Consider the following 24,156-nt stretch of genomic DNA (forward strand, 5'->3'; position numbering starts at 1 on the left):
AGTGCAACGTTACCTTCCGTCCGGTTCCCGGGACCGTCGCCGGGCTGCCACGGACTCGATCACAAGCAGGAGCATCAGCAGGAAAGAAGCCGGAAGTCCGTAAAGGGCAGTGGCGGTGACCCACACCGGCGGCACTGCACTGCTGAGGGCCATCACCATCACGACGCCGACGGCCGTGAGTGAGAGCACGGCGGCACCCGCAGCAATGACCAGCAGCGGCCGCCGAAAACGCAGTTCAGTCATGGGGCTAACGCTAACAGCCCTGCTTGTCCCGCGCCCCAACCAAGCAAAGTGGACTGGGCAGGATAACCTTGGGGGAACAGACCAGCACGGTCCGGGCAGCCACACCCTAAACCCGCATATCAATGCGGACGCGGTGGCCGCCGGCCGTGTCACCAGCGGAACGAAGAAGGTTGATTACGTGCCTACCGGCAAGGTCAAGTGGTATGACAAGGAAAAAGGCTTCGGATTCCTCGCGGGCGAGGACGGCCAGGAAGTCTTCCTGCCGAAGTCGGCGCTGCCCGAGGGCGTAACCGAGCTCAAGGCCGGCACCCGGGTTGAATTCGGGGTAGCTGACGGCCGTAAGGGCGCCCAGGCCCTGGGCCTGCGCGTGCTGGACAAAACGCCGTCCATCGCCAAGGCCAAGCGGCCCAGCGCAAAAGATCTTGCTCCGCTGGTGCAGGACCTTGTCAGTGTTCTGGACAACTTGTCCGGAACACTGTCCGCGGGCAAGTACCCGGAAGGCAACAAGGGCAAGGCGATCGCCGTCGCCCTGCGTAAGGTTGCCGACGAGCTGGACGCGTAGGGCGCGGCGATGACTCCGGATAGTACTAGGACCCCGCCGGCAGCCGCCGGGAACAAAAAAGCCGGAAGCAAAGAAGGCACCAAGCCGCGGGCCGGGGTTCCCGTGTGGCGCACCGGTAAGCCTGATGCTTTCCTGGCCGCCGCTGTCGACGCTGCCCGCGCTGCCGTTGAGGGCATCGCCCCCGCTGAACAGGTCGGCCGGCACCTGGCGGCCAAAAGCGAAGGCGACCGCCTGGTCACACACCTCTTCGAATCGAAGCTTGCCGGCTACGGCGGCTGGCAGTGGTACGCCGTGCTCACCAGGAACTCCAGGTCCAAGGTTGTCACGGTGGACGAACTGGGCCTGCTGCCTTCCGAGGACTCAATCCTGCCGCCCGAGTGGATCCCGTGGGCCGAGCGCGTCCGCCCGGGCGATGAGCAGGCCGCGGATGAAGCTGGCTCCCCGGCGCGGGCGGCAACCCGCGAGGACACCCGCAGCTCTGACGTGGCAGTGGTCCCCGGCGGTTTTGAAGACGCCTCGGTGGCCGGCGCCGGCGATTCTGACGGCAGCGACCCTGACGGCGATGACTCCGACGATGCCGCAGGTAACGGCCCGGACGAGCATCCTGAGGCAGAGGCGCACTAGCGGTTGGAACAATCGGGGATGCTGCACAGTGAGGGCTGGTCATGATGTCCACCTTCAAGTCCCTGCACATCCTGAACTACCGGATCTGGTTCGTCGGGGCGATCGTCTCCAATATTGGGACCTGGATGCAGCGCACAGCCCAGGACTGGCTCGTTTTTGACCACCTGACCGAGCACGACGCCAGCGCCATGGGCATCACGATGGCCCTGCAACTGGGACCCCAGCTTTTCCTCGCTCCCGTCGCCGGGCTGATGGCGGACCGTTACCACCGCAAACAGCTGCTCATCCTGACCCAGTCCGCGATGGCACTGCTAAGTGCAGGGCTGGGCATCCTGGTGATTTCCGGTGCGGCGCAGCTATGGCACGTCTATGGGTTCGCCCTGCTGCTGGGAGTCGTGTCCGCCCTCGACGCCCCGGTGCGGCAGACCTTCGTCTCGGAACTGGTCCACGATGAGTATCTGCCCAACGCGGTGGCCCTCAACAGCGCTTCCTTTAATGTGGCCCGGATGATCGGACCGGCGGTGGCGGGTGTCCTCACCGTTGCGGTCGGCCCGGGCTGGGTCTTTATGATCAACACCCTGACCTTTATGGCGCTGCTGCTGAGCCTGTGGAAGATTCCCGCCACGACGCTGCGCCTGCTGCCCCGCGCGGCTGCCGGCAAGGGGCGGATCCGCGAAGGGCTGCGCTATGTGCGGTTCCGGCCGGACATTGTGGTGGTGCTCGTTGCGGTCTTTATTGTTGGCACGCTGGGACTGAACTTCGTGCTGTTCATCGCGGCTATGGTCGGAACGGAATTCGGCCTGGATGCCAGCGCCTTCGGGCTGATGAACTCCATTATGGCCATTGGCTCGGTCGCCGGCGCGCTGCTGTCAGCCGGCCGGAAGAAGCCCCGGCTGCGGTTCATTTTCGGCGCGGCCGGCGCTTTTGGCGTGACCTCCGGCGTCGCCGCGCTGGCCCCCAGCTACTTCTGGTTCGGAGTGGCACTGGTACCGGTCGGGCTCTTCGCCATCACGATGATGACAAGCGCCAATGGCTATGTGCAGACCACGACAGACCCGGTGATGCGCGGCCGGGTGATGGCGCTCTATATGGCCATCTTTATGGGCGGCACGCCGATCGGGGCGCCGTTCGTGGGCTGGGTGGCGAACATTGCCGGTCCGCGCTGGGCCCTGAGTATCGCGGCGGCGTCCGGACTGGTCGCTGCCCTGATCGGACTGTTGTGGATCGTCCGGGCCAAAAGGCTGCGGCTCCGGTTCGACCGCCGGGCCCGGGGGCTGAACCACTTCCGTGTCGTCTCCGCAGGCACGCGGAGGGAAGCTGGACCCGGCGGCAGCGGGCCGCCGGCAGGCGGCGCAGCCCGGGGTCAAAACCCGGGCGGCGCCGTCGAACACTGACGCTGCGGCGCCGCTGCGTTCGGGGTGCTACTTTTTCAGTTCGCCCACCACATAGTCGATGCATTCCAGCAGAGCCGAGACATCGTCCGGCTCGATGGCCACGAAAGTGGCGATGCGCAGTTGGTTACGGCCCAGTTTCCGGTACGGTTCGGTGTCCACAATGCCGTTGGCGCGCAGCGCACCGGCGATCGCGGCTGCATCGACCGAGTCGTCGAAGTCGATCGTCGCAATGACGTTGGAGCGGTCCTCTGGCCTTGCCACAAACGGGGTGGCGAACGCCGAGGCCTCGGCCCAGCGGTAGATCCGTCCCGCTGAGTCCGCGGTCCGTGCCGAGGCGAAGTCCAGCCCGCCGTTCGCATTGAGCCACTGCACCTGGGCGTCGAGGGTAACGAGGGTTGCCAGCGCCGGCGTGTTGTAGGTCTGGTTCAGCCTGGAGTTCTCAACCGCGGTTTGGAGGTCCAGGAAGTCCGGGATCCAGCGGCCGCCGGCCTTGATCCGGGCCGCACGCTCCAGCGCGGCCGGGGAGAACAAACCAAGCCAAAGCCCGCCGTCGGAAGCAAAGTTCTTCTGCGGAGCGAAGTAGTACACATCCGCTTCCGCGACGTCGACGTCCAGTCCGCCGGCAGCTGACGTTGCGTCCACCAGGACGAGCGAACCCTCATCGGCGCCTTCGACGCGCCGCACCGGAGCCGCGACGCCGGTGGACGTCTCATTCTGCGGCCACGCGTAAACGTCGACGCCGGCTTCGGCCCGGGCTTGCGGACGGGTGCCCGGCTCCGACTTGATGATGGCGGAATCGGCCAGGAACGGTGCCTTGTTGGTTGCGGCAGCGAACTTGGAGCCAAACTCGCCAAAGGACAAGTGCTGTGCCTTGTTCTCCACCAGGCCGAAGCTGGCAATATCCCAGAACGCGGTTGATCCGCCGACGCCCAGGATGACCTCATAGCCCTCAGGTGCGCGGAAGAACGCGCTGAGCCCGTTCCGGACCGACCCGACCAGGTTCTTGACCGGCGCCTGGCGGTGCGACGTGCCCAGCAGCTTTGTCGCCGCGGCGAGTGCCGCCATCTGTTCCGGGCGGACCTTGGACGGCCCGGCGCCGAACCGGCCGTCCTTTGGAAGGAGGTTTGCGGGAATCGTGATGCTGGTGTCGCTCACAGTGGCTCCAATTTTCGGCTGGTACTACGGGTGGCTCGGGTGACGGCCCGGCAGGGTGGCTGCGGCGGAGCCTGTTGTTTCATTCTGCCTGACTGTCCCGCGGGGGAGGCAAAAGGGACCGTCACAGTCCGGTCATTGAGATTATCCGGAGTAACTCAAATTAGGCTAAGCTGGCCTGCGAACGTACGGCGGAGCCCGCCAGGTTGCCGGCAGCGCACGGTACGGTGGAAATCACGCAAGGACGGCGCTCGAGGAGCTGAGCTGAATGACGGATCTGATCGATACAACCGAGATGTATCTTCGGACCATTCTGGAACTTGAAGAAGAGAACATCGTCGCCCTTCGCGCCCGCATCGCCGAACGGCTGCGCCACTCCGGTCCCACTGTTTCCCAGACCGTCGGCCGGATGGAACGCGACGGGCTTGTGGTTGTCTCCGGAGACCGCCACCTTGAACTGACCGGGGTTGGCCGGAAGCGCGCCATCGAAGTCATGCGCAAGCACCGGCTTGCCGAGCGGCTGCTGGCCGACGTCATCGGACTCGACTGGGCCTACGTCCATGAGGAGGCCTGCCGCTGGGAACATGTGATGAGCGAACGGGTGGAGCGGCGGATCTTCGAACTTCTCAACCATCCCACCGTCTCGCCCTATGGCAATCCGATCCCGGGTCTGGCGGAACTGGGCGGCCTGCCCGCCGACCCCAACCCTGACGGCGTCGTGAATCTGCTCGAAGCCATGGCCGGCTATGGTCCTGATTCCAGTGTCAGGGTCAACCGGCTGGCCGAGCCCATCCAAGTGGAGCCGGAACTGCTGGTCCAGCTCGATGAAGGCGGCATCCGCCCCGGCGCCCTGGTATCCCTGGAGCGCGTGGGGGAGTACATTTCGGTGCGCGTTCCTGACATCGAAGGTGCCCTTGAACTACCGCCTGAGGTCGCGGCCCACGTCTTTGTAACCATCGGTTCCTGAGGTTGCCGCGACAGCCCGGGGCCATCCGAGAGTTGTCCACAAGCTGATAACGGATTTATCTCTGGACGGCTTAATCGCCTATAGTTGGAGACTAGTACCGATACCAAAGCGTTATCTGATCCGAAGCCGAGCCCTGCCAGCGGAACAGTCGCAGAATCATCTCCTGGCAGGGGCGGGGGAACCACTTTTGGCTGTTTAGCGGCCTTGGGGTGAAGACCGTCAGCGGCAAGTACCCACAAACACGGAATCCATCGGATGCCCCTGTGCGTGATTGCTTGCCACGGCGGACCGGGTCGTTGATCTCTCTGACCCGAATCCGACAGCTAACTCCGCAGGCTCTCCAGAGAGGAACCGTTGTTGACCACCCAGACCGCCAAGGGCCGCCGTCGTGCGAGCGGCCCTGCCTCGGAGCCGCGTCCCGCCGCTGCCATCACGGCAGAGCGTCCGCGCGACGCGCACCGTGACGCGCGCAGGGATCGCCGCAGCCCCTTCCGCCAAGTAACGGATTTTGCCGCCGCAAGCGGTGTAGGGCAAAAGGCGGGTATTGCACTGGCCGCTGCGGGCTTGGCCCTCACCGTCACAGTTCCCGCGACTGGCCCTGTTCTGGCCACTGACGCCGGCTCCGGCGCGGCAGCCAGCCCGGCAGTCGTGCAGCCGGATGTGACAGCAGCAGAGGCCAAGATCGACTTCAGCCGCACTGCCGTAACCACCAAGGGCGATCCGGACGGAAAGCTCAAGCAGTTACTCAGTGCACAGTCCGCCGGCTCGATCACCCGGGCGGCCTCCGCAGGCAGCCTTGGGGCGCCGCTGGACCAGATGGTCACGGCGTCGCCGTTTGGCTACCGCGTCAGCCCCATCACCGGAGGCTCGGGCGAGTTCCACCGCGGGCAGGACTACTCGGCGCAGTGCGGCACCGTCGTCCACGCTGCCGCGAGCGGCACCGTGACATTCACCGGCTGGCACCCCTACGGCGGTGGTAACCGCGTGGTGATCGACCACGGCAACGGCCTGGAGACCACCTACAACCACCTGTCCTCCGCCAGCGTGAAGGTGGGCCAGCAGGTCTCCCGCGGGGATGTTGTGGCTCTTAGCGGTACCACCGGCGCCTCCACCGGCTGCCACCTCCACTTCGAGGTTATGGTCAACGGCGAAGTCGTCGACCCGACCGGATGGCTCTGAAAAGTTGAGGGAACACTCTCGCATTCTGGGGACACGCCGTGATCCGAATGTGACATTAGGGTCCAACTGCTGTAAAGTTTGAGCTACGCCAACTTTTTCGAAGTTGGCGCTCTTGAGTGGATTGCCTAGCTCTGCCACCGCTCAAGGTCCGTTCGCATGACATCGTCTGGCAGGGGCGGGGGAACCAATTTTGGTCTTCGCAAGAAGGCCTTGGGGTTAAGTCGCAAAGCTTCCCAGGAAGCAGCGCGGCCGGGTGACTCCCATCCGAATCCGACAGCTCACCTCGCAGGCATTGGGAGAGGCTACTTTCGTGCATACACGCCAAAATTCCGCGCTTCACCGCGCTTGCGCTGCTCTTTCGAGCCCGCTGGAATCCAATGATCGCGCCGGCCTTGCCGGTGCCCGGACCGCAGGCCACACGGTTGCCGCTTTTGGCGCGTCTTCGCAGTACACCCTTCGCTAAGTAACCCATTTTCGGGGCGATCCGGCGTACCCCCAAGATGCCGGAGCGTCCTCAGCCCGCGCCTAAAAGCGCGGACCAGGAACACGAAAGAGAGAACTTAATGACTACTCGTGCAAACGCACGGCATCGCGCCGAGGTCACCAAGACCAACTCGCTGGCCGTCATTGCCAAGGCTGTCGGCGGCAACGCCGGCGGCATGGGTCGCCAGGCCGCAGTCATCGCTGCTGCTTCCGGCCTCGTCCTGACCAGCGGTATCGCAGCCAACGCTGCTGAGGCCAACGTTCAGCGCGAATCCGCCTCCGCTTCCACACTCGACGTCCAGTCGAGCACCCCGGCTGCCATCTCGGCTGCTTCCACTATCGCGATCTCCTTCGAGAAGCCGGCCGTCACCACCACCCCGGCTCCGGTTGTTGAGGCCCCGAAGCCCGTTGTGAAGGTCCAGGAAACGCCTGCTGCCAAAGCGGCCGGTACCCAGGTCGCTGCTGCCGCAACTGCCGCCACCGGCACCGCGGTAGCAGCCGTTTCCAAGGCGCCGGCCGTCGCCAGCGGCATGGGCGCAACGATCGCCGCTGCAGCTTATGCCCAGCTCGGTGTAAGCCAGGACTGCACCGCACTGGCCACGAACGCGCTCGCTGCCGCAGGCATCAACTACCACGGCTGGCCGGCAGGTTACCTGTCCCTCGGCCGCACGGTGAGCGCCGCCGAGGCACAGCCGGGCGATCTTGCCTACTACCAGAACGGTGGCGCCGGCATGGCCCACATCGCCGTCTACGTCGGCAACGGCATGGCCGTTCACGGCGGCTGGAACGGTGGAACCACCTCCCTGCAGACGGTCAACGTCGGCTCCGGCCCGGTCTTCATCCGCGTCGGCGGCTAAGACAGCAGCTTTAGCAACACAAAGGACCCCCGCCAAACGGCGGGGGTCCTTTGTGTTGCCGATCCGTGAACTTCGGCCGACACGGGCAGGGGAGAGCAAAAAAGATTCGGCGAATTGCCATGTCCGTGTTTACTCTTGTTTTGTCGATCCATAGCCCGACCATGCACAGGGCAGCCGGCCCTCGTGCCCCTGGCGGGTGCGGCCGTGAAGAGGTATGCGGATGCGCACTCTCGTTCTTAATGCTGGATATGAGCCGCTGGCGGTGGTGACCTTCCGCCGGGCGCTTGTCCTTGTGCTGACCGGGAAGGCCAGTGTTGTGGCGGAAGGCGGCGAACCTGTGGTTGGGCCGCAGGATGTGCTGGGCCGGCCGTCAGTGATACTGCTGAACCGGTATATCAGGCCCCGGTACAACACCACTACGGCGGTGAGCCGCCGCGGTGTGCTCCGCCGGGACGGACACCGGTGCGCCTACTGCGGCAAAGCCGCGCACACCATCGACCATGTCCAGCCCAAATCAAGGGGCGGCGCGGATTCCTGGGAGAACCTGGTTGCTGCCTGCCTGCGGTGCAACAACGCCAAAGGGGACCACACCCCGGCGGAGATGGGTTGGAAGCTCGGGTTCAGCCCGGCACCACCGAGGGGCACCATCTGGCAAATCAAAGAGCTGGAGAAACCAACACCGGCCTGGGACCCTTTCCTGCTGCCGGAATCCGCTGCCTGAATCCGGCCGGCGTTGGCTCGGACCCGGTCGTGGGCTTCGGTGGCGGGCCTGGAGGGCGCTAGGCTGGGCCGGTGGAATTCGATGCTGTTATTCTCGCCGGGGGCCGGTCCTCCCGGCTCGGAGGTGTCCCCAAGTCCGGACTGATCCACGACGGCGCCACCCTCCTGGAGGGTGCCCTGCGTTCTGCGCGGGGCGCGGTGGCTGTAGCCGTCGTGGGGCCCGACCCGGGACCGCTGCCCCGAGGTGTGGTGCGCTGCCGCGAGGACCCGCCCTTTGCCGGACCGGCCGCCGCCGTCGCCGAAGGCCTGGCTGCGCTGGAACGCAGCCGCGGCGCCCGGCCCCGGGCCCCGTACACCCTTGTCCTGGCCGTTGACATGCCCGGGGCAGGTGCCGCCGTCCAGGCGCTGCTGGACGCAGCGGCGGAAGCACCGCCTGGTGATGGCCTGATGGCCGTCTCGGCGGAGGGTCGGCGGCAGCCGCTTGTCGGTCTATATGGCACAACTGTGCTTTTACGTTGCGCCGCGGAGGCTTCGCAGCGCGGCGCGCTCGAAAACGCGTCCGTGTTCGCCCTTCTTGCTAGGCTGGAGGTGCGGGAAGTCAACGTCCCCCAGGGGTCTACCGATGATGTGGACACGTGGGGCGATGCCGCCGCGTTAGGGGTAAGCGAACCGGCCGGTGCCATACCCGCGACAGCCGACAACCCGGCATCCGGCCCGGGGCTCCCCGGCTGAACTCAAACTTGGAGGCAAACGGTGAAAAGCCAGGATGAAACTCTGGAAGAGTGGTGCCGCGCCCTGCTCCAGGCCCTGGAACTGGACGGCGTCGAAATTGACATCAACGAGGTCCTGTCCCTGGCAGGGGTCGCGGCGCACTCAGTGGTGCGCCCCGCGGCCCCCCTAACGACCTTCATCGCCGGCTTTGCCGCGGGCCTGGCCTCCGGTTCCGGCCAGGCCACGGATGCCGTCTCGATGCAGGCTGCGATGGCCGTGGCCCGCAAACTCGCCAAGGACTACGCAGCCAACGAAGCATCCGACGCATGACCACTGCACCCCTTAGGGGCAGTGCAGTTGGAGCGGGGGAAGTGCCCGAGCCCGGGCTCAGCGGCCCCCTGGCCGGGGTGGACGCCGGTGAGGCCGGTGAGGCCGCGGACCGTCCAGCAGTCAGGACCGATGCGGCGGAAGCCAGGCCGCATCGGCACTTGGCCCACACCTGGCAGGAAGCCCGGGAGCTCGCCTTCACCTGTGCAACCCCCGTCCCCGCCGCTCCCGTGGCCCTCCGTGCCGCTCTGGGGCGGACCCTGGCCGCTGATGTGGAAGCGCTCGTGGACATGCCGCATTACGCGTCCTCAGCCATGGATGGCTGGTCCGTCAATGGAAGCGGACCGTGGATCCTTGCCGAACCAGGCCAGCGGCTGGCTCCGCACCAAGCAAGCCCGATTGTTACCGGCGGGCTGATCCCGGCCGGGGCGAAGGCTGTGCTGCGCAGCGAAAGCGGCACCATTGTTGCCGACGAGGATGGGCTTCCGGTCCTAAAGCTCGGTGGAGCTGCGAAGCCCGGCGAGCCGCGAAACGGCGAGCACATCCGGAAAGCAGGGGAGGAAGCCGCCGCTGGCGCGCTGCTGATTAAGGGCGGTACCCTGCTCAACCCTGCGCACCTGGCCCTTGCCGCCCTGGCTGGCCACGACAGCCTCCCGGTGCAGGGCCAAGCCGTGGTCCGGCTGGTATTTACCGGATCCGAGGTGCTGGCAGCCGGGATTCCGGAGCCGGGGAAAGTGCGCGACACCTTCGGTCCCCAGCTGGCAGGCGTGGTGGAAATGCTCGGGGGGATCTGTACCGGCGAAACGAAGATTGGCGACAGCTACACCGAATGGCTCAGCGCACTCGAAGACACCGACCCACCGGAGGACAGCCCGGGGGCTGCTGCCGGGCTGCACCACGAGTCCTCAGGCGCTGAGCTGCTGCCCGCCGACGTCGTCATCACCACGGGCGGCACCGGCATGTCAGCGACCGACCACCTGCGCCGTTCGGTGGCCGAGCTGGGCGGCCGCCTGCTGATCGACGGGATCGCCATGCGACCCGGACATCCGGCCGTGCTGGCCGAGCTGCCGGATGGCAGGTTCATCATCGGGCTGCCGGGCAACCCGCTGGCGGCCATGATGGCACTATCAACCATCGGCGCTCCGCTCCTGGCAGCGCTGGGGCACCGGCCGGTTCCGCCCGTCACGGCAGTGCCCTGCGGCGCCACCCTCGAAGCGGACCCCGGCCGGACCCGGCTGATGCCGTTCCGGCTGCTCTACGGCATGGCATCACCGGCGCAGCACACCGGCCCGGGAATGATGCGCGGACTGGCCGCCGCCGACGGCGTGCTGGTGGTCCCGCCGCACGGCGCACAGCTGGGGGAAACCGTTCCTGCCTTCGCGCTGCCCTGGGGTGCACCCCTGCCGGACCCCGCCGCGGCGAAGGACAAGCCTGCGCCCAGGCGGCCTGCCAGGAAGCCGGTGGGCACCGGCGGGCCCGTGGACTGGAGTGAACTGCTGGGTTGACGCCCGGTGTTGAAGACGCGCTGGCCTCCCGGCCCGGCGCTTGCCATGATGGAACTATGTTGGTTAGGAAGACCTGATGGGCCGCGTTACGCAACGCCGCAAGGTGCACAAATATGTCCTGGACGGATCCCCCCAGGCCCTCGAATTTCCGGTCCGTCACCGTGAAGACGTGCTCGCCGTCGAAGAGCCGCTGGAGATCCGGATCGACAGCCTGTCCTTTTCCGTCACCATGCGGACGCCGGGCAACGACTTTGACCTCGTGGCGGGTTTCCTCGTCTCCGAAGGGGTCATCTGGAACCATGAGCAGCTGGTTTCGCTGCGGTTTTGTGCCGGGGAGGATGAAAACGGCGTCCAGACCTTCAACGTTGTGGAGGCCCAGCTGAGACCCGACGTCGTCCGCCCGGCCACCGGACGGAACGTCTACACCTCCAGTTCCTGCGGCATTTGCGGCACGGACTCCATTGAGGCCGTGCACAAGTCCTCACATTTCAGCCCCGCCGAGGACCCCCTGGTGGTTCCCGTCGCTACTCTTGCGGGACTTCCGGATCAGTTGCGGGAAGCCCAAGCCGTCTTCGACGTCACCGGCGGGGTGCACGCCGCCGGACTGTTCCGGACCGCCGAGGACGGCTCGGCAGAGCTCCTGTGCCTGCGTGAGGACGTGGGACGCCACAACGCCGTGGACAAGGTGGTCGGCTGGGCCCTCCGGGAGGGACTGCTGCCGCTGCGGGGGACCGTGCTGCAGGTTTCCGGGCGGGCATCGTTCGAACTGGTGCAAAAAGCCGCCCTCGCCGGTATCCCCGTCCTCGCAGCAGTCAGCGCGCCGTCGAGCCTGGCCGTCGAACTGGCCGAGAACAGCGGCATAACGCTTGTCGGATTCAGCCGCCGCACCTCGCTCAACGTCTACTCGGGCGCCCACCGGGTGGGTATGCCCGCCCGCGAGGACGGACACGCACACACGGGAGGCTAATCTGCGCCGGCGGCCGCTTGGTTTGAGGCTCACGGCGGCGTAGATTTTATCCATCGAATGGACGCATTTTGGCGTCCTCCATGCCAGCTCAAAGAGGAACACATTGCACGACGACCGCCGCCTCACGGAAGTCCGTCTGGACCGATTTGTCCGCGAACGGATAGCACCGGCGGTCCATCCGCGCAGCGTGCCGCTTAACCTCAGCAGCTGGGACGTCCCGGGCGAACCCGTCCCGGCCCTGGAGGCGCTCCGGCAGCGGTTCACGCCGCAGGAGCCCGGAGCGGCCTGGGGCAAGCCCTGGAGCACCAAGTGGCTGCGGCTGCAGGGGGACGTTCCCGATGCCTGGGGCACGGCAGGTGACACCTCGGTGGAAGTACTTGTGGATCTGGGCTTCAACGGCGATCTTCCCGGCTTCCAGTGTGAGGGAATCGCCTGGCGGCCGGACGGAACCATCGTCAAGGCCATCTCCCCGCGGAACCAGTACATTCCGCTGAAGCTTTTGGGCAGTGGCATGGCCATCGACTTCTATGTCGAAGCGGCCGCGAACCCTGATCTCTCGCAGGGGTGGACGTTCGCGGCGACCCCTTACGGGGACAAGGCGACCTCGGGCAGCGAACCGCAGTACCGGCTCGGCAGGATCGTCATCGCAGAACTCAACCAGACCGTCTGGGAGCTGCAGCAGGACATCTGGACCCTCAGGGGCCTGATGCACGAACTGCCGATGGAACTGCCCCGCCGGCACGAAATCCTGCGTGCGTTCGAACGGATGCTGGACGTGATGGATCCCGACGACGTGCCGGGCACAGCGGCGGCCGGGCGCGCGGCCGTGGCCGACGTCCTTGCCCGGCCTGCCTATGCCTCGGCCCACCGGCTTCTGGCGACCGGACACGCGCACATCGACTCCGCCTGGCTCTGGCCGGTCCGGGAAACCATCCGCAAATGCGCCCGCACCTTCGCCAACGTGGTGGCACTTATGGACGAGGATCCAGGGTTTGTGTTCTCCTGCTCGTCGGCCCAGCAACTCGCCTGGATCAAAGAGCTGTATCCGGAACTGTTTGGGCGGATCCGGGAAAAGGTGGCCGCGGGCCAGTTCGTTCCCGTCGGCGGCATGTGGGTGGAGTCGGACACCAACATGCCCGGCGGCGAGTCGATGGCCCGCCAGTTCCTGGAAGGCAAGAGCTTCTTCCTGGCCGAGTTCGGGGTCGACTGCCAGGAAGCCTGGCTGCCGGATACCTTCGGCTATTCAGCTGCCATGCCGCAGATCGTCAAAGCCGCGGGCAGCAAGTGGTTCCTGACCCAGAAAATCTCCTGGAACCAGGTCAACCGCATGCCGCACCACACCTTCAACTGGGAAGGGATCGACGGCACCCGGCTCTTTACGCATTTCCCGCCGGTGGACAGCTACAACTCCGAACTCAGCGGCAGGGAACTTGCCCACGCCGAGCGGAACTACCGGGACCACGGCCACGGAACCACTTCGCTGGTTCCCTTCGGCTACGGCGACGGCGGCGGCGGGCCGACCCGCGAGATGCTGGCAGCTGCCCGACGCACCGCGGACCTTGAAGGATCACCGAAGGTGGAACTCGGGTCGGCTGCCGGCTTCTTCGCCCGCGCCCAGGCCGAGTACGAGGCGCTCCCCGTCTGGGTCGGCGAGATGTACCTGGAACTGCACCGCGGCACGTACACCAGCCAGGCCAAAACGAAACTGGGCAACCGGCGCAGCGAACATCTCCTGCGGGAAGCTGAACTCTGGTGCGCCACGGCAGCAATCCGCGCGGGGTATACCTATCCGGCGGCAGAACTCAAGCGGCTCTGGCGGCTGGTGCTCCTGCAGCAGTTCCATGACATCCTCCCCGGCAGCTCCATCGCCTGGGTGCACCAGGACGCCGAACGGAACTACGCCGCCGTCGGCCGGCAACTCGAATCGATCATCGCCGACGCGGCCGCGGCCGTGCTGGGAGCGGGGGACACTGACTTCCTGCTCAACGCCGCCCCGCACGGGCGGCACGGTGTCCCCGCGCTGGCTGCGGCAGAACCAGTCTTCGCCGGAGAGCCTGTCCTGGCCGGCGAAACCGCCGGCGGCTACATCCTGGATAACGGAATCATCCGCGCCGTCATCAACGCCGACGGCCTGCTCGAATCGCTGGTCGACCATACCAGCGGGCGGGAGGCGATTGCTCCCGGGCAGTTCGGAAACCTCCTTGAGCTGCACCGGGACACCCCCAACGAATGGGATGCCTGGGACATTGACGCGTTCTACCGCCGGAACGTCCTGCCGCTGACGGAAGCGTTGTCGGTGACACTGGAGAGGGGGGCACGGGACGCCGTCGTTGTGGTTGAGCGGCTGGCCGGTTCCTCCTCCGTCACGCAACGGATCTCGCTGGCGGCGGGCGCCGGTTCGTTGGCAATTTCGACGGCGGTTGACTGGCAGGAAAGCGAAAAGCTGCTCAAGCTCGGGTTCGCGCTTGATGTCCGCGCGGACCGGTCGGCGTCGGAAACCCAGTTCGGGCACGTCTTCCGCGCGACCCACCTCAACACATCCTGGGAAGCCGCGAAATTCGAGGTCTGCGCCCACCGCTGGATTCACGTCGGGGAGCCGGGCTACGGGGTGGCCATATCCAACTCGTCGACGTACGGCCATGACGTGACCCGCAGCATCCGGGAGTCCGACGGCGGGACGACCACCACAGTGCGGCTCTCGCTGCTGCGCGCGCCCAGGTTTCCGGACCCGACGGCGGACAGGGGCCGGCACGAACTCAACGTCACCATCCGACCCGGCGCCGCCATTGCCGACGCCGTCGAAGAGGGCTACCGCACGAATCTGGCACCGCGGATTCTGCGGGGCGCGCACGGCGTGGAACCGCTTATAACTGTCTCTAACCGGGCCCTGGTTGTGGAAGCCCTGAAGCTTGCGGAGGATGGTTCCGGCGACGTGGTTGTGCGGGTCTATGAATCGCTGGGGGAGCGGTCCGCGGGACTCGTGACGGCCAGGTTCCCTGCCCGCGGCGTCCAGAGCGTTGACTTGCTGGAGCGTCAGGTGGTTGCCCCGGGTGTGAGCCTGGGGGCAAACACGGCGGACCTGGAGCTAAGGCCCTTCCAGCTCGTGACGTTGAGGTTTGCCCGCTGAGCTCGGCCTGAGATTGGCTGTCCACCCGGATATGGGGCGTTAAGCAGGCTGAGTGGGAGCGGTCCACTCGGACCGCTACCACTCATCCCCCCAATGGTGCGCTGGCGGCCACATCCACTCCGCACGGATTCTTGCCGTTCACGAAGTTGGGCCACTTTCACACATTCATGATTCTTTCACGATCTAATGATTTTGTGAATGCCTGGCGGGAGTTCTTAAGTAATGTTGCCTAAGCGTTACCAGATTTGGTCCGAAGCTACCCGGACTACCAGGAACCGCATGGCGATCGTAAACAGCAGGCGGCGGCATCGGAGCCGGCGCCTGCTGCCCGGCCCGCCGGCCCTCACCCAGTCAAGCGGGGATGCACTGTCCTGGATTTCAGGGCCGCAATCTTCGAGAGCCAGATCAAGGCGAGCCCCAGTACGAGGCTCAAGATAGCGGTGTAGCTGAAGATGAACCGCAGGTACGCCAGCGACTCTGGAATCACCGGCGAGAGCAGGCTCAGGGTAATAGCTACGGAACCAAGGGCCAGCAACGCAGCGCCGAGCCGCACGAGACCGGGCATGCTGCTGCGGACCGCCCGGACCATGGCAGGGAAGAGCGCCAGCGTGATGTACGCCGGGTAGAGCCGTCCGGCGGCTCCGTAGATTTCCACAAGTGCCGCGTTGTAGGCGTCCTTGTCGTAGACCGCGATCAATCCGGCCGACGAACCAACCGTATCCATCATCAGGAACACCACAACCACCGCCACCGACGCGGCTGCAGCAAACGCGATTCCGGGCAGGCCGGTCAGCAACCGGAGGGCGTCGTCCGCGCCGAATCCCCGGGCGATCCTGAGTCCAAGTGCGAAGACGGTGCCGAAGATGATAAAGCGCAGCAGCAGGTTGGCAACGTTTATGCCACCCAAAACCATATCCACTGCAAGATACGGTGCATCGATGCTCAGGAGGATGGCGGCCGTCATAAAGGCGTAGACGAAGAACAGCGATCTGTTTTCCCCCCGGATCGCACTCGGGATCCGGGCGATTGCGACGAGAGCGCAGACCGCCAGCGTGGTCCACTGCAGCATGGCGATCATCCGAGGTTCTCCCATATCTTTTTCGTTTGTTCGTGTTCCTGTTCCTGGCGGCGCAGGGTCCTGCCAAGGGACTGCAGGCGCTCGCCGGCCAACGCCGTGAGTTCGCCGTCGGAGATGGCATCCAGCGCGCCCTGCCGTGCTTGCGGGGCCCAGCCGGCTTCTGCCTCGGTGATCAAGCCGGTAGCGACGAGACCGCCGGTGAACCCTACCCCGGCCGCGCGGGCAGTCGCGACCGCCAGTTCCGGGGAGAGCCGGTTGGCGGTCAGCTGGGCCGAATAGTTCTGCGGCGCCACTCCGGTAGCGTCGGATACCCGGTGCCGCAATTCGCCGTCGTCGATCGCGTCAACCCAGTTCCGGACCGAGGTGGCGTGCGGTGGCGGGACCAGCGCGGGCGTCAATGAGCTGCCCTCGTCCCCGTACCCGCCGTACGCCGGAGCGGAGCGGGAAATGACGGAGCGCAGCAAGTCCATCGTGGATATCTGGCTGACCAGTTCGGCAGCGGTGGGCGGCCGCGGCCGCCCGGCCAGCTCGCCGTAGCTGTCGAAGGAGCTGAGGTCTTCCAAGGGGCTGCGCTGCAACGCCCGGCTGATGCTGACGAGAGTGGTTTCCGCGACCTTTCCGCGCACCAATTGCTGGGCGAGCGTGGTCCGCTTGATCCCGGCAATCCTGCAGATATCGGCAGTGCTGGCGGTGGGAGCAACGACGTGGAGCCAGAGTTGAAACGCCTTGGCGGGTAGGGGCATCTATGGCTTCCTGCAGAGTCGAATGAAAGGGCGGTTTTTTTGGAGTTCGCTGGTGCGGGACTGCATTGATTTTACCGGAGATGCTGATTCAACTATGCTAAATGCTCGAACCCGCTGGTCCGTACACCCCCCAAGTCCGGACCAGCGGGTTCTTTTTCTGCCCGCCGGCGGGCGAGCGCAAATAACCCGATAACCCCCGCCCGGTGGCTGGCTGGCGTGGGCCGCGGTGAGAGAATGGATCAATGACTGCAACCCTTGTTGCCAAGGACCTTTCCGGTGGACACGACCACCGGACCCTGTTCGCCAAACTTTCACTCACCGTCGCGCCGGGCGACGTCGTCGGCGTTGTGGGCGCCAACGGCGCGGGCAAGTCCACGCTGCTCCGGCTGCTTGCCGGCGTGGACGAGCCGCAGGAGGGAACCGTCAGCCTGGCCCCGGCAGACGCGTTCGTGGGCTGGCTGCCGCAGGAACACGAACGCCTCGCCGGTGAAACGGTGGCCGGCTACATCGCACGCCGCACCGGCTGCGCCCAGGCCACCCTCGAGATGGAGTCCACCGCCGAAGCGCTTGGCTCCGGCGCGCCCGGCTCCGACGACGCCTACTCCGTGGCTTTCGACCGTTGGATGGCCTCCGGTGCAGCGGACCTGGAAGACCGGATCCCGGCGGTTTTGGCGGACCTCGGCCTCGAGGTGGGGCCGGACGCCGAAATGACCGGACTCTCCGGCGGCCAGGCGGCGCGCGTGGCGCTCGCGGGCCTGTTGCTCAGCCGCTTCGACATCGTGCTCCTGGACGAACCCACCAATGACCTGGACCTCAATGGACTGGCCAAGCTCGAGGCCTTTGTGCAGGACCTGCGAGGCGGTGTGGTGCTGGTCTCCCACGACCGTGAGTTCCTCGCCCGCTGCGTCACCACAATCGTCGAACTGGACCTTGCGCAAAACTCCGTAGCGGTCTACGACGGCGGCTACGAGGCCTACCTTGAGGAACGCGCCGTCGCCCGCCGGCACGCCCGGGAACGGTACACCGAATTTGCCAACACCAAGGCCGATCTTGTCTCCCGGGCCCGGACGCAGCGCGAATGGAGCTCCCAGGGCGTCCGGAACGCCATGAAGAAAAACCCGGACAATGACAAGATCCGGCGCGCCGCCAGCACCGAATCCTCCGAAAAGCAGGGCCAGAAGGTCCGGCAGATGGAATCCCGCATCGCCAGGCTCGAAGAAGTCGAAGAGCCCCGCAAGGAATGGCAGCTGCAGTTCAGCATCGGGGTGGCCCCCCGCTCCAGCGGCGTTGTGGCGACCCTCCGCGACGCCGTTGTGCATCAGGGGGACTTCACCCTTGGCCCGCTGAATCTGCAGCTCAACGCCGGGGAACGGATCGGCATCACCGGCCCCAACGGTGCCGGAAAGTCCACCCTGCTCCGCCTGCTGCTGGGCATCCAGCGGCCGGATTCCGGTGACGCTTCCATGGGCGCGTCCGTGGCCGTCGGCGAGATTGACCAGGCCCGCGGGCTGCTGGCCGGCGGGCTGCTGCTCGGAAACGCAGTCGAAGAGGTACTGACGGACCAGACCCCGGCCGAAGTCCGGACCCTGCTGGCCAAGTTCGGCCTCAAGGCCGACCACACCGCGCGCCCGGTGGACTCGTTGTCGCCGGGGGAGCGAACCCGGGCGGCGCTGGCCCTGCTGCAGGCGCGGGGCGTGAACCTGCTGGTGCTCGACGAGCCCACCAACCACCTTGACCTGCCCGCGATTGAACAGCTCGAAGAAGCCCTGGAAAGCTATCCGGGCACACTGCTGCTGGTCACGCACGACCGCAGGCTGCTGGAAAACGTGCGCCTTGACGCGCGCTGGAACGTGCAGAACGGCGTCGTCACGACGTTGCTGGGCCACACCGCCCCGAAAGGCAAAAACACATGAGCATGGACCGGGTAGCCTGGAGCTCCCTCTATAACATCACACGCGCCTCGAGCGGTTCCAAGCCGTTTTCGAAGGAGACGCTCAAGCGTGTGTTCAGCTTCGCCCGACCGCACAAACGCAGACTGATTGCCTTTGTGCTGCTCTCTGTCGTGATGGCCGTGTTGGCCGTCGCCACCCCGGTCCTCGCAGGCCAGGTGGTTGACGCGATAATCGCCGGCGCGGCTACCGGGGCTGTTGTGTGGCTGGCTGTGCTGATCGCCATCGTGGCGGTTGCCGAGGCCGGATTGGGCCTGGTCACGCGCTGGCTGTCCTCCACCATCGGCGAAGGCGTGATTGTGGACCTTCGCACCAAGGTCTTCGACCACGTCCAGAAGATGCCGATCGCCTTCTTCACACGCACCCGTACCGGGGCGTTGGTGAGCCGGCTGAACAACGACGTGATCGGTGCCCAGTCGGCCTTCGCCGGTACCCTGTCCGGCGTGGTCAGCAACGTCGTAGCCCTGGTCTTGACCCTGGTGGTGATGCTGGGGAAGTCCTGGCTGGTGACAGTGCTCGCCATGATCCTGCTGCCCATCTTCCTGATTCCGGCCCGCCGGATGGGCTCCAAGCTGGCCGACCTGCGCCGAGAAGCGGCGGAGCACAACGCCTCGATGGGCACCCAGATGACGGAGCGCTTCTCCGCCCCGGGCGCTACCCTGGTGAAGCTTTTTGGCCGCCCCGACGAGGAATCCCGCGAGTTCGCGTCCCGCGCGGGACGGGTCCGGGACATCGGCGTACGCACTGCCATGCTGCAGTTTACGTTCGTGACTGCCTTGACGCTCGTCTCTGCCCTGGCCCTAGCACTGGTCTACGGCCTCGGCGGCTTCCTGGCGCTGCAGGGGCAGCTTGCCGCGGGCGACGTCGTGGTGCTCGCCCTGCTGCTCACCCGCCTTTACGCTCCGCTCACCGCACTCTCCAACGCCCGGGTCGAGATCATGAGCGCCCTGGTCAGCTTCGAGCGCGTCTTTGAGATCCTGGACCTCAAACCGCTGATCCAGCAGAAACCCGATGCGGTGTCGTCCCCGGCCGGTCCGCTCGCCGTGGAGTTCGATGACGTCCGCTTCTCTTATCCCGCCGCGGACAAGGTCTCCCTGGCATCTCTGGAGGATGTGTCCACACTCGACACCCGCGGCGGCGAAGAAGTGCTGCACGGGATCAGCTTCCGGGTGGAGCCGGGGCACACCGTTGCCCTTGTTGGGTCCTCGGGCGCCGGCAAGTCCACGATTGCGCAGCTAATGTCGCGCCTGTACGACGTCGATTCCGGCGCCGTGCGCTTTGGCGGCTCAGCCCCGGGCACCGGTGTGGACGTCCGTGACCTCACGTTTGATTCCATGCGGCAGACTCTCGGAATGGTGACCCAGGACGGGCACCTGTTTCACGAGAGTATTGCGTCCAACCTGCGGCTGGCCCGCCCGGAAGCCAGTGACGAGCTGATGTGGGACGTGCTGCGGCAGGCCCGGCTCGAAGACATGATCCGTTCCCTCCCGGACGGCCTGGATACCGTGGTGGGCGAACGCGGCTACCGGCTCTCGGGCGGCGAACGCCAGCGGCTCACGATCGCCCGGCTGCTTATTGCCCAGCCGCGCGTCGTAATCCTGGACGAAGCCACCGCGGCCCTGGACTCCACAAACGAGGCCGCGGTCCAGGAGGCACTGGGTGCCGCGCTCGAGGGCAGAACAGCCGTTGTGATCGCGCACCGGCTGTCGACCATCCGGGCGGCCGACGCCATCCTGGTGGTCGAGGACGGCAGGATTGTGGAACGGGGCACACACACCAAGCTGCTGGCTGCCGATGGCCGTTACGCCGAGCTGTACCGGACGCAGTTCGCCGAGGCCAGCGCCGTGGCGGAAGAGGCCGTTCCCGGCGTCTAGTCCGGCTGGACCAGGAGGGCGGGCAGCACGTGGTCGGTGAGCAGCGGGGCGAGATCGCCCGGTAGCTCTGCCCCGAGGTCCAGCCAGCGGATCTCGGCGATTTCCGCGGATGGCTGGGCGCTCCAGGTCCCCGGAGCCGTATAGACCGTGGCCCGGATCTGCGTCGCGGCCTCGTTCGCGGCGTCCGCGAACCAGATTCCCAGCAAGACCAGTTCCTCGGCGGCCAGGACGATCCCCACCTCTTCGGCCAGTTCCCGGGCCGCGGTCTGGGCTGGCGTCTCCCCGGGTTCGGGTTTGCCGCCGGGATGCATGAACTTGTCCGTGCCCCGTTTGCGGACGGTGAGCAGGCGTCCTGCCTCGTCGAAGACACAGACTGCGGAGACAACAATGAGCGGATTCATCAGGCGGAGCCCGGAATGCGGCGCAGAACCGAGACGAGCCGTTGGTCCTTGGCTGGCCCGGTGATATCCCATTGGTAAGAGAAATCGTCCGGGCCGCCTTTGCTGTAGCTCACGCGGTACCGGTCCGGGTCGCACCAGTGCTGGTCCCGGCTGGTCTGGGGGCCGAAGCCCATCCGGTGGAACGGACGGCCGTCCGGGAAAAACATGTCCATCGTGTCCGGGGTGCCCGTGCGCCGCAGCAGGTACTCCCGGCTGGCCTTACCGCTGAAGGGCCCGTGGCCGGCGGCGGCCCATACGGCGGTCCCCTCTTCGCGGAACCGGAGGCCGCCGCCGTCTCCGCTGCCCTTGAAGCTGACGACGCCGGTGAATGTACCGCGGGTGCCGTTGGACCTGTCCAGCAGGGATCGCTCTACGGTCCAGCTGCCCAGGAGATAGGCCCGGAGATCAAAGCAGGGCGCCTGGCGCAGGGATGGGGGGTTCAAGTGCCCTCGATTGGAATCGAACCAACGACACCGGCTTTAGGAGAGCCGTGCTCTATCCACTGAGCTACGAGGGCGGGCATCCGTGCCGGCCGGCCGGGGCCGGCCCGTTCGGACACGGATATAAGCATACAAGGTGCGGCGCCGTACTACGCTCTTGGCATGACCGCAGCCGCTAATTCGCCGTCCATGGACATTGTCACAATTCCGAACCTGCCGTCCACCCGGTTCTACGCGGGCGCACTGGCGCTGCTTAGCGTGCTGCAGTACTTTGTGGCAGAGGCCGCCGTCATCGGTGCCTGGACGGGCCCGCAGCCGTACAGCCGCCGGACCGGATACATCAGCGATCTGGGGGCCCTGGACTGCGGGGTCTTCAACGGCAGGGACGTCTGCTCGCCGGCCCACGGGCTGATGAACGCCTCCTTTGTGGTCCAGGGCGTTGGCATGATGGTCGGCGCGCTGCTGCTCACCGGGGCACTGCTGTGCACGGCTGCGCGGCCCGGGGCGCCGATGGGCCCGCGTGCCGGCCTCTGGAGCCCATGGGCGGCCGCAACGGCGGTTCGCGTTTTGATGCTGGCCGGGGGAGCCGGGACCGTAATTGTTGGCCTTGTGCCCGAGGACGCCGGCTCCGCGTGGCATGTGGCGGGCGCTGTGGCGTATTTCGCCGCCGGCGGCCTGGCGTTGCTGGTGCTGGGCTGGCTGTGGCGCGGGCAAACCCCGTTGGCTTGGATCATTTTTGCCTGCGGGCTGGCATCACTGGGAGCGCTCATCGCCGGTGGTGTGACCGGGATGGAGGTGCCGGAGCCCGGGACCCTGGAGCGGCTGATGGGCTATCCGATCACCGTGGGGATGGCCACCGCAGGCCTCGTGGTCGCCCAGCGGATGGGGGAGCAGCGTTCCGCAGCTAAACCGAAGAGGTCAGCGTTGGCTCGTTAAACTCTCCGGTCCCGGGTCCCGGGTCCCGGGTCCCGGGTCCCGGGTCTCCGGTCTCCGGGACCCCGGGGCTCAGGCCCCGGCCCGTGCGGCCGGGGTCCGGCGAGAGCCTCGGCCCGATGACCGGTCCCCGGCGCCCTTGTGGGCGCCCGGGGCCGGTCAGGGGGAAACGGACGCTGTCGGGGAGGGCGTCGCGGCAGCGATGAGCTTCAACAGCTCCTCATCGCTGAGTTTGGTCCACGGTGATTCCGGCCCACCCTGGAGGGCGGCCTCGGGGCTGTTCGTCTGGGTCCACCACTTTGCTTCGAAGACCCGGCCCTCGAAGAACACCCGGTCACCCTTCCGGTAGATCTTGGCGGGTTCCCACTGCGGGGCCGTCCCGGCCGGGGCGGTGAGCTGCGGGGTCGGCCGATCGCCAGGCAGGACCGGGCCGATGATGCGCCACGGTGTTGCGGCACCCCGGAGTACCGGATCGTCCGGGGTCTCCGCGCGGGTCCACCACTTGGCCTCGTAAACATTGGCGTGCCAGACGATCCGCTCGCCGGTGGTGTAGGCGGCGGTTTCGTTCCAGATCGGATAGGGGCTGGTGGACGGATTATCGGTGGCGGCTGGGGCTCGGGTGGATTGCGCGGAGGTTGCCGGAACAGCGGAGGGACTGGCCGTACCTGTCACCCCGGAGCCAAGAATCGTGGCGTAACTGGCGGAGCCCTGGTCCACGCCGCTGCAGCCATCGGAGACCTGCTTGACGTCGGGGTAGTTGGGGCTGCAGGTCCGATCGCGGTTCAGGGACCACATTGACAGCCGGCCGACGCCCTTGGTGCTCGCGTAGGCACTGAGTTCCTCGGCGTCCTTGAGCGTGAAGATTTCGCCGGCGACGTCGTTCTGGCCAATCATCGGGGTGAGCCCGATCTTGCGCCACACTGTTTCGCTGCCAAGCTCCATTCCGGCGTCGCGGTACAGGCCGGCGAGCTGACGGTGGGTGGCCTCGGCGGCCGAGACGGCATTGTCAAACATTGAACGGTCCGTGAGCCTGCTTCCGCCATAGTCCATGGTCATGATGTTGACGCCGGCCAGGTCGCCGCCGCCGGCAATCGTCCGGCGTACTGCGTCGCTGCCGGCCGCCGTCAAACCGTTCGGGTCTGCGGGCAAGGTCAGCCAGAAGTCCAGGTCCTTGCCGCTGCTGCGGCGGTCCTTCTGGAGCGCTGCTATGGCCGAGGCGCGCCTGTCCAGGGACGCGGTGTCGCTGAGCGCCCCGCCTTCAATGTCCAGATCGATCCTGCTGACGTTGTAGCGGTCCACAACACTCCGGTACGCGTCTTCGAGTTTGGCCACGTCGGTGCACCCGGTGGCCAGCTCGTTGTTGATCTGGCCGCCGAAGGAGACAGCGACGCTTCCGCCCAGTTGCTGCAGCCGCGCCACCCTGCGGTCCAGGTCCAGGGCAGAGCCTGCCTCATCGAGGGAGTACGCGGCGCCCCAGCTCGGGGTGCAGGCGTCACCGGGGTCCGCCACAATAAAGGACAGCAGGACTTTCTCGGCTTCCTTGGATACCGGAGCCTCAAAGGCGTAGCGGGGAGTCGCGGTGACGTCCACGTATCCGGAGAAAATGGACGGAATCGCCTGGGCCGCCGTCACGTCCTTGAAGTTGCCCCACGCGGTCACTCCTCCGGCGGTGAGTGCCACCACGGCTCCGGTGAGAACGCCGAGCCGAACGATCGATAATTTCCGGCCTGCAAATCTTGCGGACACAGGGTCCCCCAATTCTTTTGTTTTGAGCTGCCGGGCACACGCCGGCCATCGGGATCAATTCGTGATATTCCGGGGTGTCTGATGTCTGGTGACAGTCTGTCCTTGCATTATCATAAGGGCACTCACTGGAACATT

Annotated in this window: 22 protein-coding genes, 1 tRNA gene and 2 riboswitches; of the genes, 15 read left to right on the plus strand and 8 right to left on the minus strand. The window is 66.3% G+C overall.

Features of this window, described 5'->3' with window-relative positions; translation table 11 throughout:
- Positions 1–9: 9 nt before the first annotated feature.
- On the minus strand, positions 10–243 hold the full coding sequence (locus QI450_RS01695; RefSeq protein WP_226776382.1) for a hypothetical protein: 234 nt from the start codon (positions 241–243) through the stop codon (positions 10–12).
- 178 nt (positions 244–421) lie between these two features.
- Between QI450_RS01695 and QI450_RS01700 the strand changes: the two genes are divergently transcribed.
- From QI450_RS01700 to QI450_RS01710, 3 genes are read left to right on the plus strand one after another with little or no spacing between them, the layout of a single operon-like run.
- A complete protein-coding gene (locus QI450_RS01700) occupies positions 422–805 on the plus strand; it encodes a cold shock domain-containing protein (RefSeq protein WP_024366560.1) in 384 nt (127 codons plus the stop codon).
- A gap of 9 nt (positions 806–814) precedes the next feature.
- Positions 815–1,429: a DUF3027 domain-containing protein gene (locus tag QI450_RS01705; RefSeq protein ID WP_226776383.1), complete on the plus strand. Its 615-nt coding sequence runs from the start codon at positions 815–817 to the stop codon at positions 1,427–1,429.
- A 44-nt stretch (positions 1,430–1,473) separates the two neighbouring features.
- Positions 1,474–2,823: an MFS transporter gene (locus tag QI450_RS01710; RefSeq protein WP_226776459.1), complete on the plus strand. Its 1,350-nt coding sequence runs from the start codon at positions 1,474–1,476 to the stop codon at positions 2,821–2,823.
- 27 nt (positions 2,824–2,850) lie between these two features.
- Here the strand turns inward: QI450_RS01710 and serC are convergent, their stop codons facing one another.
- The gene (gene serC, locus QI450_RS01715; protein WP_226776384.1) at positions 2,851–3,978 is read right to left on the minus strand and encodes a phosphoserine transaminase; all 1,128 of its coding nucleotides are present in this window, start codon (positions 3,976–3,978) and stop codon (positions 2,851–2,853) included.
- A 265-nt stretch (positions 3,979–4,243) separates the two neighbouring features.
- Between serC and QI450_RS01720 the strand changes: the two genes are divergently transcribed.
- The 9 genes from QI450_RS01720 to QI450_RS01760 all read left to right on the plus strand — a co-directional run bounded on the left by QI450_RS01720 (position 4,244) and on the right by QI450_RS01760 (position 14,818).
- Complete coding sequence (locus QI450_RS01720; RefSeq protein ID WP_226776385.1) at positions 4,244–4,942, plus strand: metal-dependent transcriptional regulator; 699 nt, start codon at positions 4,244–4,246, stop codon at positions 4,940–4,942.
- Between the two features lie 114 nt (positions 4,943–5,056).
- Positions 5,057–5,295: riboswitch (cyclic di-AMP (ydaO/yuaA leader) on the plus strand.
- Between the two features lie 4 nt (positions 5,296–5,299).
- Positions 5,300–6,121 carry a M23 family metallopeptidase gene (locus QI450_RS01725; RefSeq protein ID WP_226776386.1) on the plus strand — a complete coding sequence of 274 codons (822 nt, stop codon included), beginning with the start codon at positions 5,300–5,302 and terminating at the stop codon, positions 6,119–6,121.
- Between the two features lie 147 nt (positions 6,122–6,268).
- Positions 6,269–6,427, plus strand: a riboswitch (cyclic di-AMP (ydaO/yuaA leader).
- Positions 6,428–6,684: 257 nt separating this feature from the next.
- On the plus strand, positions 6,685–7,461 hold the full coding sequence (locus tag QI450_RS01730; protein WP_226776387.1) for an NlpC/P60 family protein: 777 nt from the start codon (positions 6,685–6,687) through the stop codon (positions 7,459–7,461).
- A 220-nt stretch (positions 7,462–7,681) separates the two neighbouring features.
- Positions 7,682–8,182 carry an HNH endonuclease gene (locus tag QI450_RS01735; protein ID WP_226776388.1) on the plus strand — a complete coding sequence of 167 codons (501 nt, stop codon included), beginning with the start codon at positions 7,682–7,684 and terminating at the stop codon, positions 8,180–8,182.
- Between the two features lie 71 nt (positions 8,183–8,253).
- Complete coding sequence (locus tag QI450_RS01740; RefSeq protein ID WP_226776389.1) at positions 8,254–8,913, plus strand: NTP transferase domain-containing protein; 660 nt, start codon at positions 8,254–8,256, stop codon at positions 8,911–8,913.
- Positions 8,914–8,934: 21 nt separating this feature from the next.
- Positions 8,935–9,222: a DUF6457 domain-containing protein gene (locus tag QI450_RS01745; RefSeq protein ID WP_226776390.1), complete on the plus strand. Its 288-nt coding sequence runs from the start codon at positions 8,935–8,937 to the stop codon at positions 9,220–9,222.
- The gene (locus tag QI450_RS01750; RefSeq protein ID WP_226776391.1) at positions 9,219–10,724 is read left to right on the plus strand and encodes a molybdopterin-binding protein; all 1,506 of its coding nucleotides are present in this window, start codon (positions 9,219–9,221) and stop codon (positions 10,722–10,724) included. Before QI450_RS01745 ends, QI450_RS01750 begins: the two co-directional genes overlap by 4 nt.
- Before the next feature lie 76 nt (positions 10,725–10,800).
- Entirely contained in the window at positions 10,801–11,691 is an 891-nt protein-coding gene (fdhD, locus tag QI450_RS01755) for a formate dehydrogenase accessory sulfurtransferase FdhD (RefSeq protein WP_226776392.1), read from the plus strand.
- Between the two features lie 103 nt (positions 11,692–11,794).
- Entirely contained in the window at positions 11,795–14,818 is a 3,024-nt protein-coding gene (locus QI450_RS01760) for a glycoside hydrolase family 38 C-terminal domain-containing protein (RefSeq protein ID WP_226776393.1), read from the plus strand.
- A 343-nt stretch (positions 14,819–15,161) separates the two neighbouring features.
- Here QI450_RS01760 and QI450_RS01765 read toward each other — a convergent pair whose 3' ends face one another.
- Both QI450_RS01765 and QI450_RS01770 read right to left on the minus strand, forming a co-directional pair.
- The gene (locus tag QI450_RS01765) at positions 15,162–15,911 is read right to left on the minus strand and encodes a hypothetical protein (protein ID WP_309485721.1); all 750 of its coding nucleotides are present in this window, start codon (positions 15,909–15,911) and stop codon (positions 15,162–15,164) included.
- Positions 15,893–16,639, minus strand: a complete 747-nt coding sequence (locus QI450_RS01770) for a hypothetical protein (protein ID WP_226776394.1) — start codon at positions 16,637–16,639, stop codon at positions 15,893–15,895. Before QI450_RS01770 ends, QI450_RS01765 begins: the two co-directional genes overlap by 19 nt.
- Before the next feature lie 242 nt (positions 16,640–16,881).
- Between QI450_RS01770 and QI450_RS01775 the strand changes: the two genes are divergently transcribed.
- Positions 16,882–18,552, plus strand: a complete 1,671-nt coding sequence (locus QI450_RS01775; RefSeq protein WP_226776395.1) for an ABC-F family ATP-binding cassette domain-containing protein — start codon at positions 16,882–16,884, stop codon at positions 18,550–18,552.
- Positions 18,549–20,462 carry an ABC transporter ATP-binding protein gene (locus tag QI450_RS01780; protein ID WP_226776396.1) on the plus strand — a complete coding sequence of 638 codons (1,914 nt, stop codon included), beginning with the start codon at positions 18,549–18,551 and terminating at the stop codon, positions 20,460–20,462. The genes QI450_RS01775 and QI450_RS01780 overlap by 4 nt, the downstream gene beginning before the upstream one ends.
- Here the strand turns inward: QI450_RS01780 and QI450_RS01785 are convergent.
- From QI450_RS01785 to QI450_RS01795, 3 genes are all read right to left on the minus strand, one after another.
- Positions 20,459–20,863 carry an NUDIX domain-containing protein gene (locus tag QI450_RS01785; RefSeq protein WP_226776397.1) on the minus strand — a complete coding sequence of 135 codons (405 nt, stop codon included), beginning with the start codon at positions 20,861–20,863 and terminating at the stop codon, positions 20,459–20,461. The two genes, QI450_RS01780 and QI450_RS01785, sit on opposite strands and share 4 nt — an antisense overlap.
- Positions 20,863–21,345, minus strand: coding sequence for a DUF6314 family protein (locus QI450_RS01790; protein ID WP_226776398.1), 483 nt, complete (start codon positions 21,343–21,345; stop codon positions 20,863–20,865). The genes QI450_RS01785 and QI450_RS01790 overlap by 1 nt, the downstream gene beginning before the upstream one ends.
- A gap of 1 nt (position 21,346) precedes the next feature.
- A tRNA-Arg gene (locus QI450_RS01795) sits at positions 21,347–21,419 on the minus strand.
- An 85-nt stretch (positions 21,420–21,504) separates the two neighbouring features.
- Between QI450_RS01795 and QI450_RS01800 the strand changes: the two genes are divergently transcribed.
- Positions 21,505–22,278 (plus strand): DUF998 domain-containing protein, encoded by a 774-nt coding sequence (locus QI450_RS01800; RefSeq protein WP_226776399.1) that lies wholly within the window; start codon positions 21,505–21,507, stop codon positions 22,276–22,278.
- Between the two features lie 156 nt (positions 22,279–22,434).
- Here the strand turns inward: QI450_RS01800 and QI450_RS01805 are convergent, their stop codons facing one another.
- Positions 22,435–24,021 (minus strand): carbohydrate-binding protein, encoded by a 1,587-nt coding sequence (locus QI450_RS01805; protein WP_226776400.1) that lies wholly within the window; start codon positions 24,019–24,021, stop codon positions 22,435–22,437.
- Positions 24,022–24,156: the final 135 nt, after the last annotated feature.

Source organism: Arthrobacter sp. EM1 (genome assembly GCF_029964055.1).
GTDB lineage: Bacteria > Actinomycetota > Actinomycetes > Actinomycetales > Micrococcaceae > Arthrobacter.

What these genes read in the sequence shown, in the direction of transcription:
- QI450_RS01770 (WP_226776394.1), bottom strand. Translation starts at nt 16,639, where the DNA reads ATGCCCCTACCCGCCAAGGCGTTTCAACTCTGGCTCCACGTCGTTGCT.
- QI450_RS01800 (WP_226776399.1), top strand. Translation starts at nt 21,505, where the DNA reads ATGACCGCAGCCGCTAATTCGCCGTCCATGGACATTGTCACAATTCCG.
- QI450_RS01720 (WP_226776385.1), top strand. Translation starts at nt 4,244, where the DNA reads ATGACGGATCTGATCGATACAACCGAGATGTATCTTCGGACCATTCTG.
- QI450_RS01775 (WP_226776395.1), top strand. Translation starts at nt 16,882, where the DNA reads ATGACTGCAACCCTTGTTGCCAAGGACCTTTCCGGTGGACACGACCAC.
- QI450_RS01735 (WP_226776388.1), top strand. Translation starts at nt 7,682, where the DNA reads ATGCGCACTCTCGTTCTTAATGCTGGATATGAGCCGCTGGCGGTGGTG.
- QI450_RS01765 (WP_309485721.1), bottom strand. Translation starts at nt 15,911, where the DNA reads ATGGGAGAACCTCGGATGATCGCCATGCTGCAGTGGACCACGCTGGCG.
- QI450_RS01695 (WP_226776382.1), bottom strand. Translation starts at nt 243, where the DNA reads ATGACTGAACTGCGTTTTCGGCGGCCGCTGCTGGTCATTGCTGCGGGT.
- QI450_RS01785 (WP_226776397.1), bottom strand. Translation starts at nt 20,863, where the DNA reads ATGAATCCGCTCATTGTTGTCTCCGCAGTCTGTGTCTTCGACGAGGCA.
- QI450_RS01710 (WP_226776459.1), top strand. Translation starts at nt 1,474, where the DNA reads ATGTCCACCTTCAAGTCCCTGCACATCCTGAACTACCGGATCTGGTTC.
- QI450_RS01705 (WP_226776383.1), top strand. Translation starts at nt 815, where the DNA reads ATGACTCCGGATAGTACTAGGACCCCGCCGGCAGCCGCCGGGAACAAA.
- QI450_RS01780 (WP_226776396.1), top strand. Translation starts at nt 18,549, where the DNA reads ATGAGCATGGACCGGGTAGCCTGGAGCTCCCTCTATAACATCACACGC.
- fdhD (WP_226776392.1), top strand. Translation starts at nt 10,801, where the DNA reads ATGGGCCGCGTTACGCAACGCCGCAAGGTGCACAAATATGTCCTGGAC.
- QI450_RS01750 (WP_226776391.1), top strand. Translation starts at nt 9,219, where the DNA reads ATGACCACTGCACCCCTTAGGGGCAGTGCAGTTGGAGCGGGGGAAGTG.
- QI450_RS01730 (WP_226776387.1), top strand. Translation starts at nt 6,685, where the DNA reads ATGACTACTCGTGCAAACGCACGGCATCGCGCCGAGGTCACCAAGACC.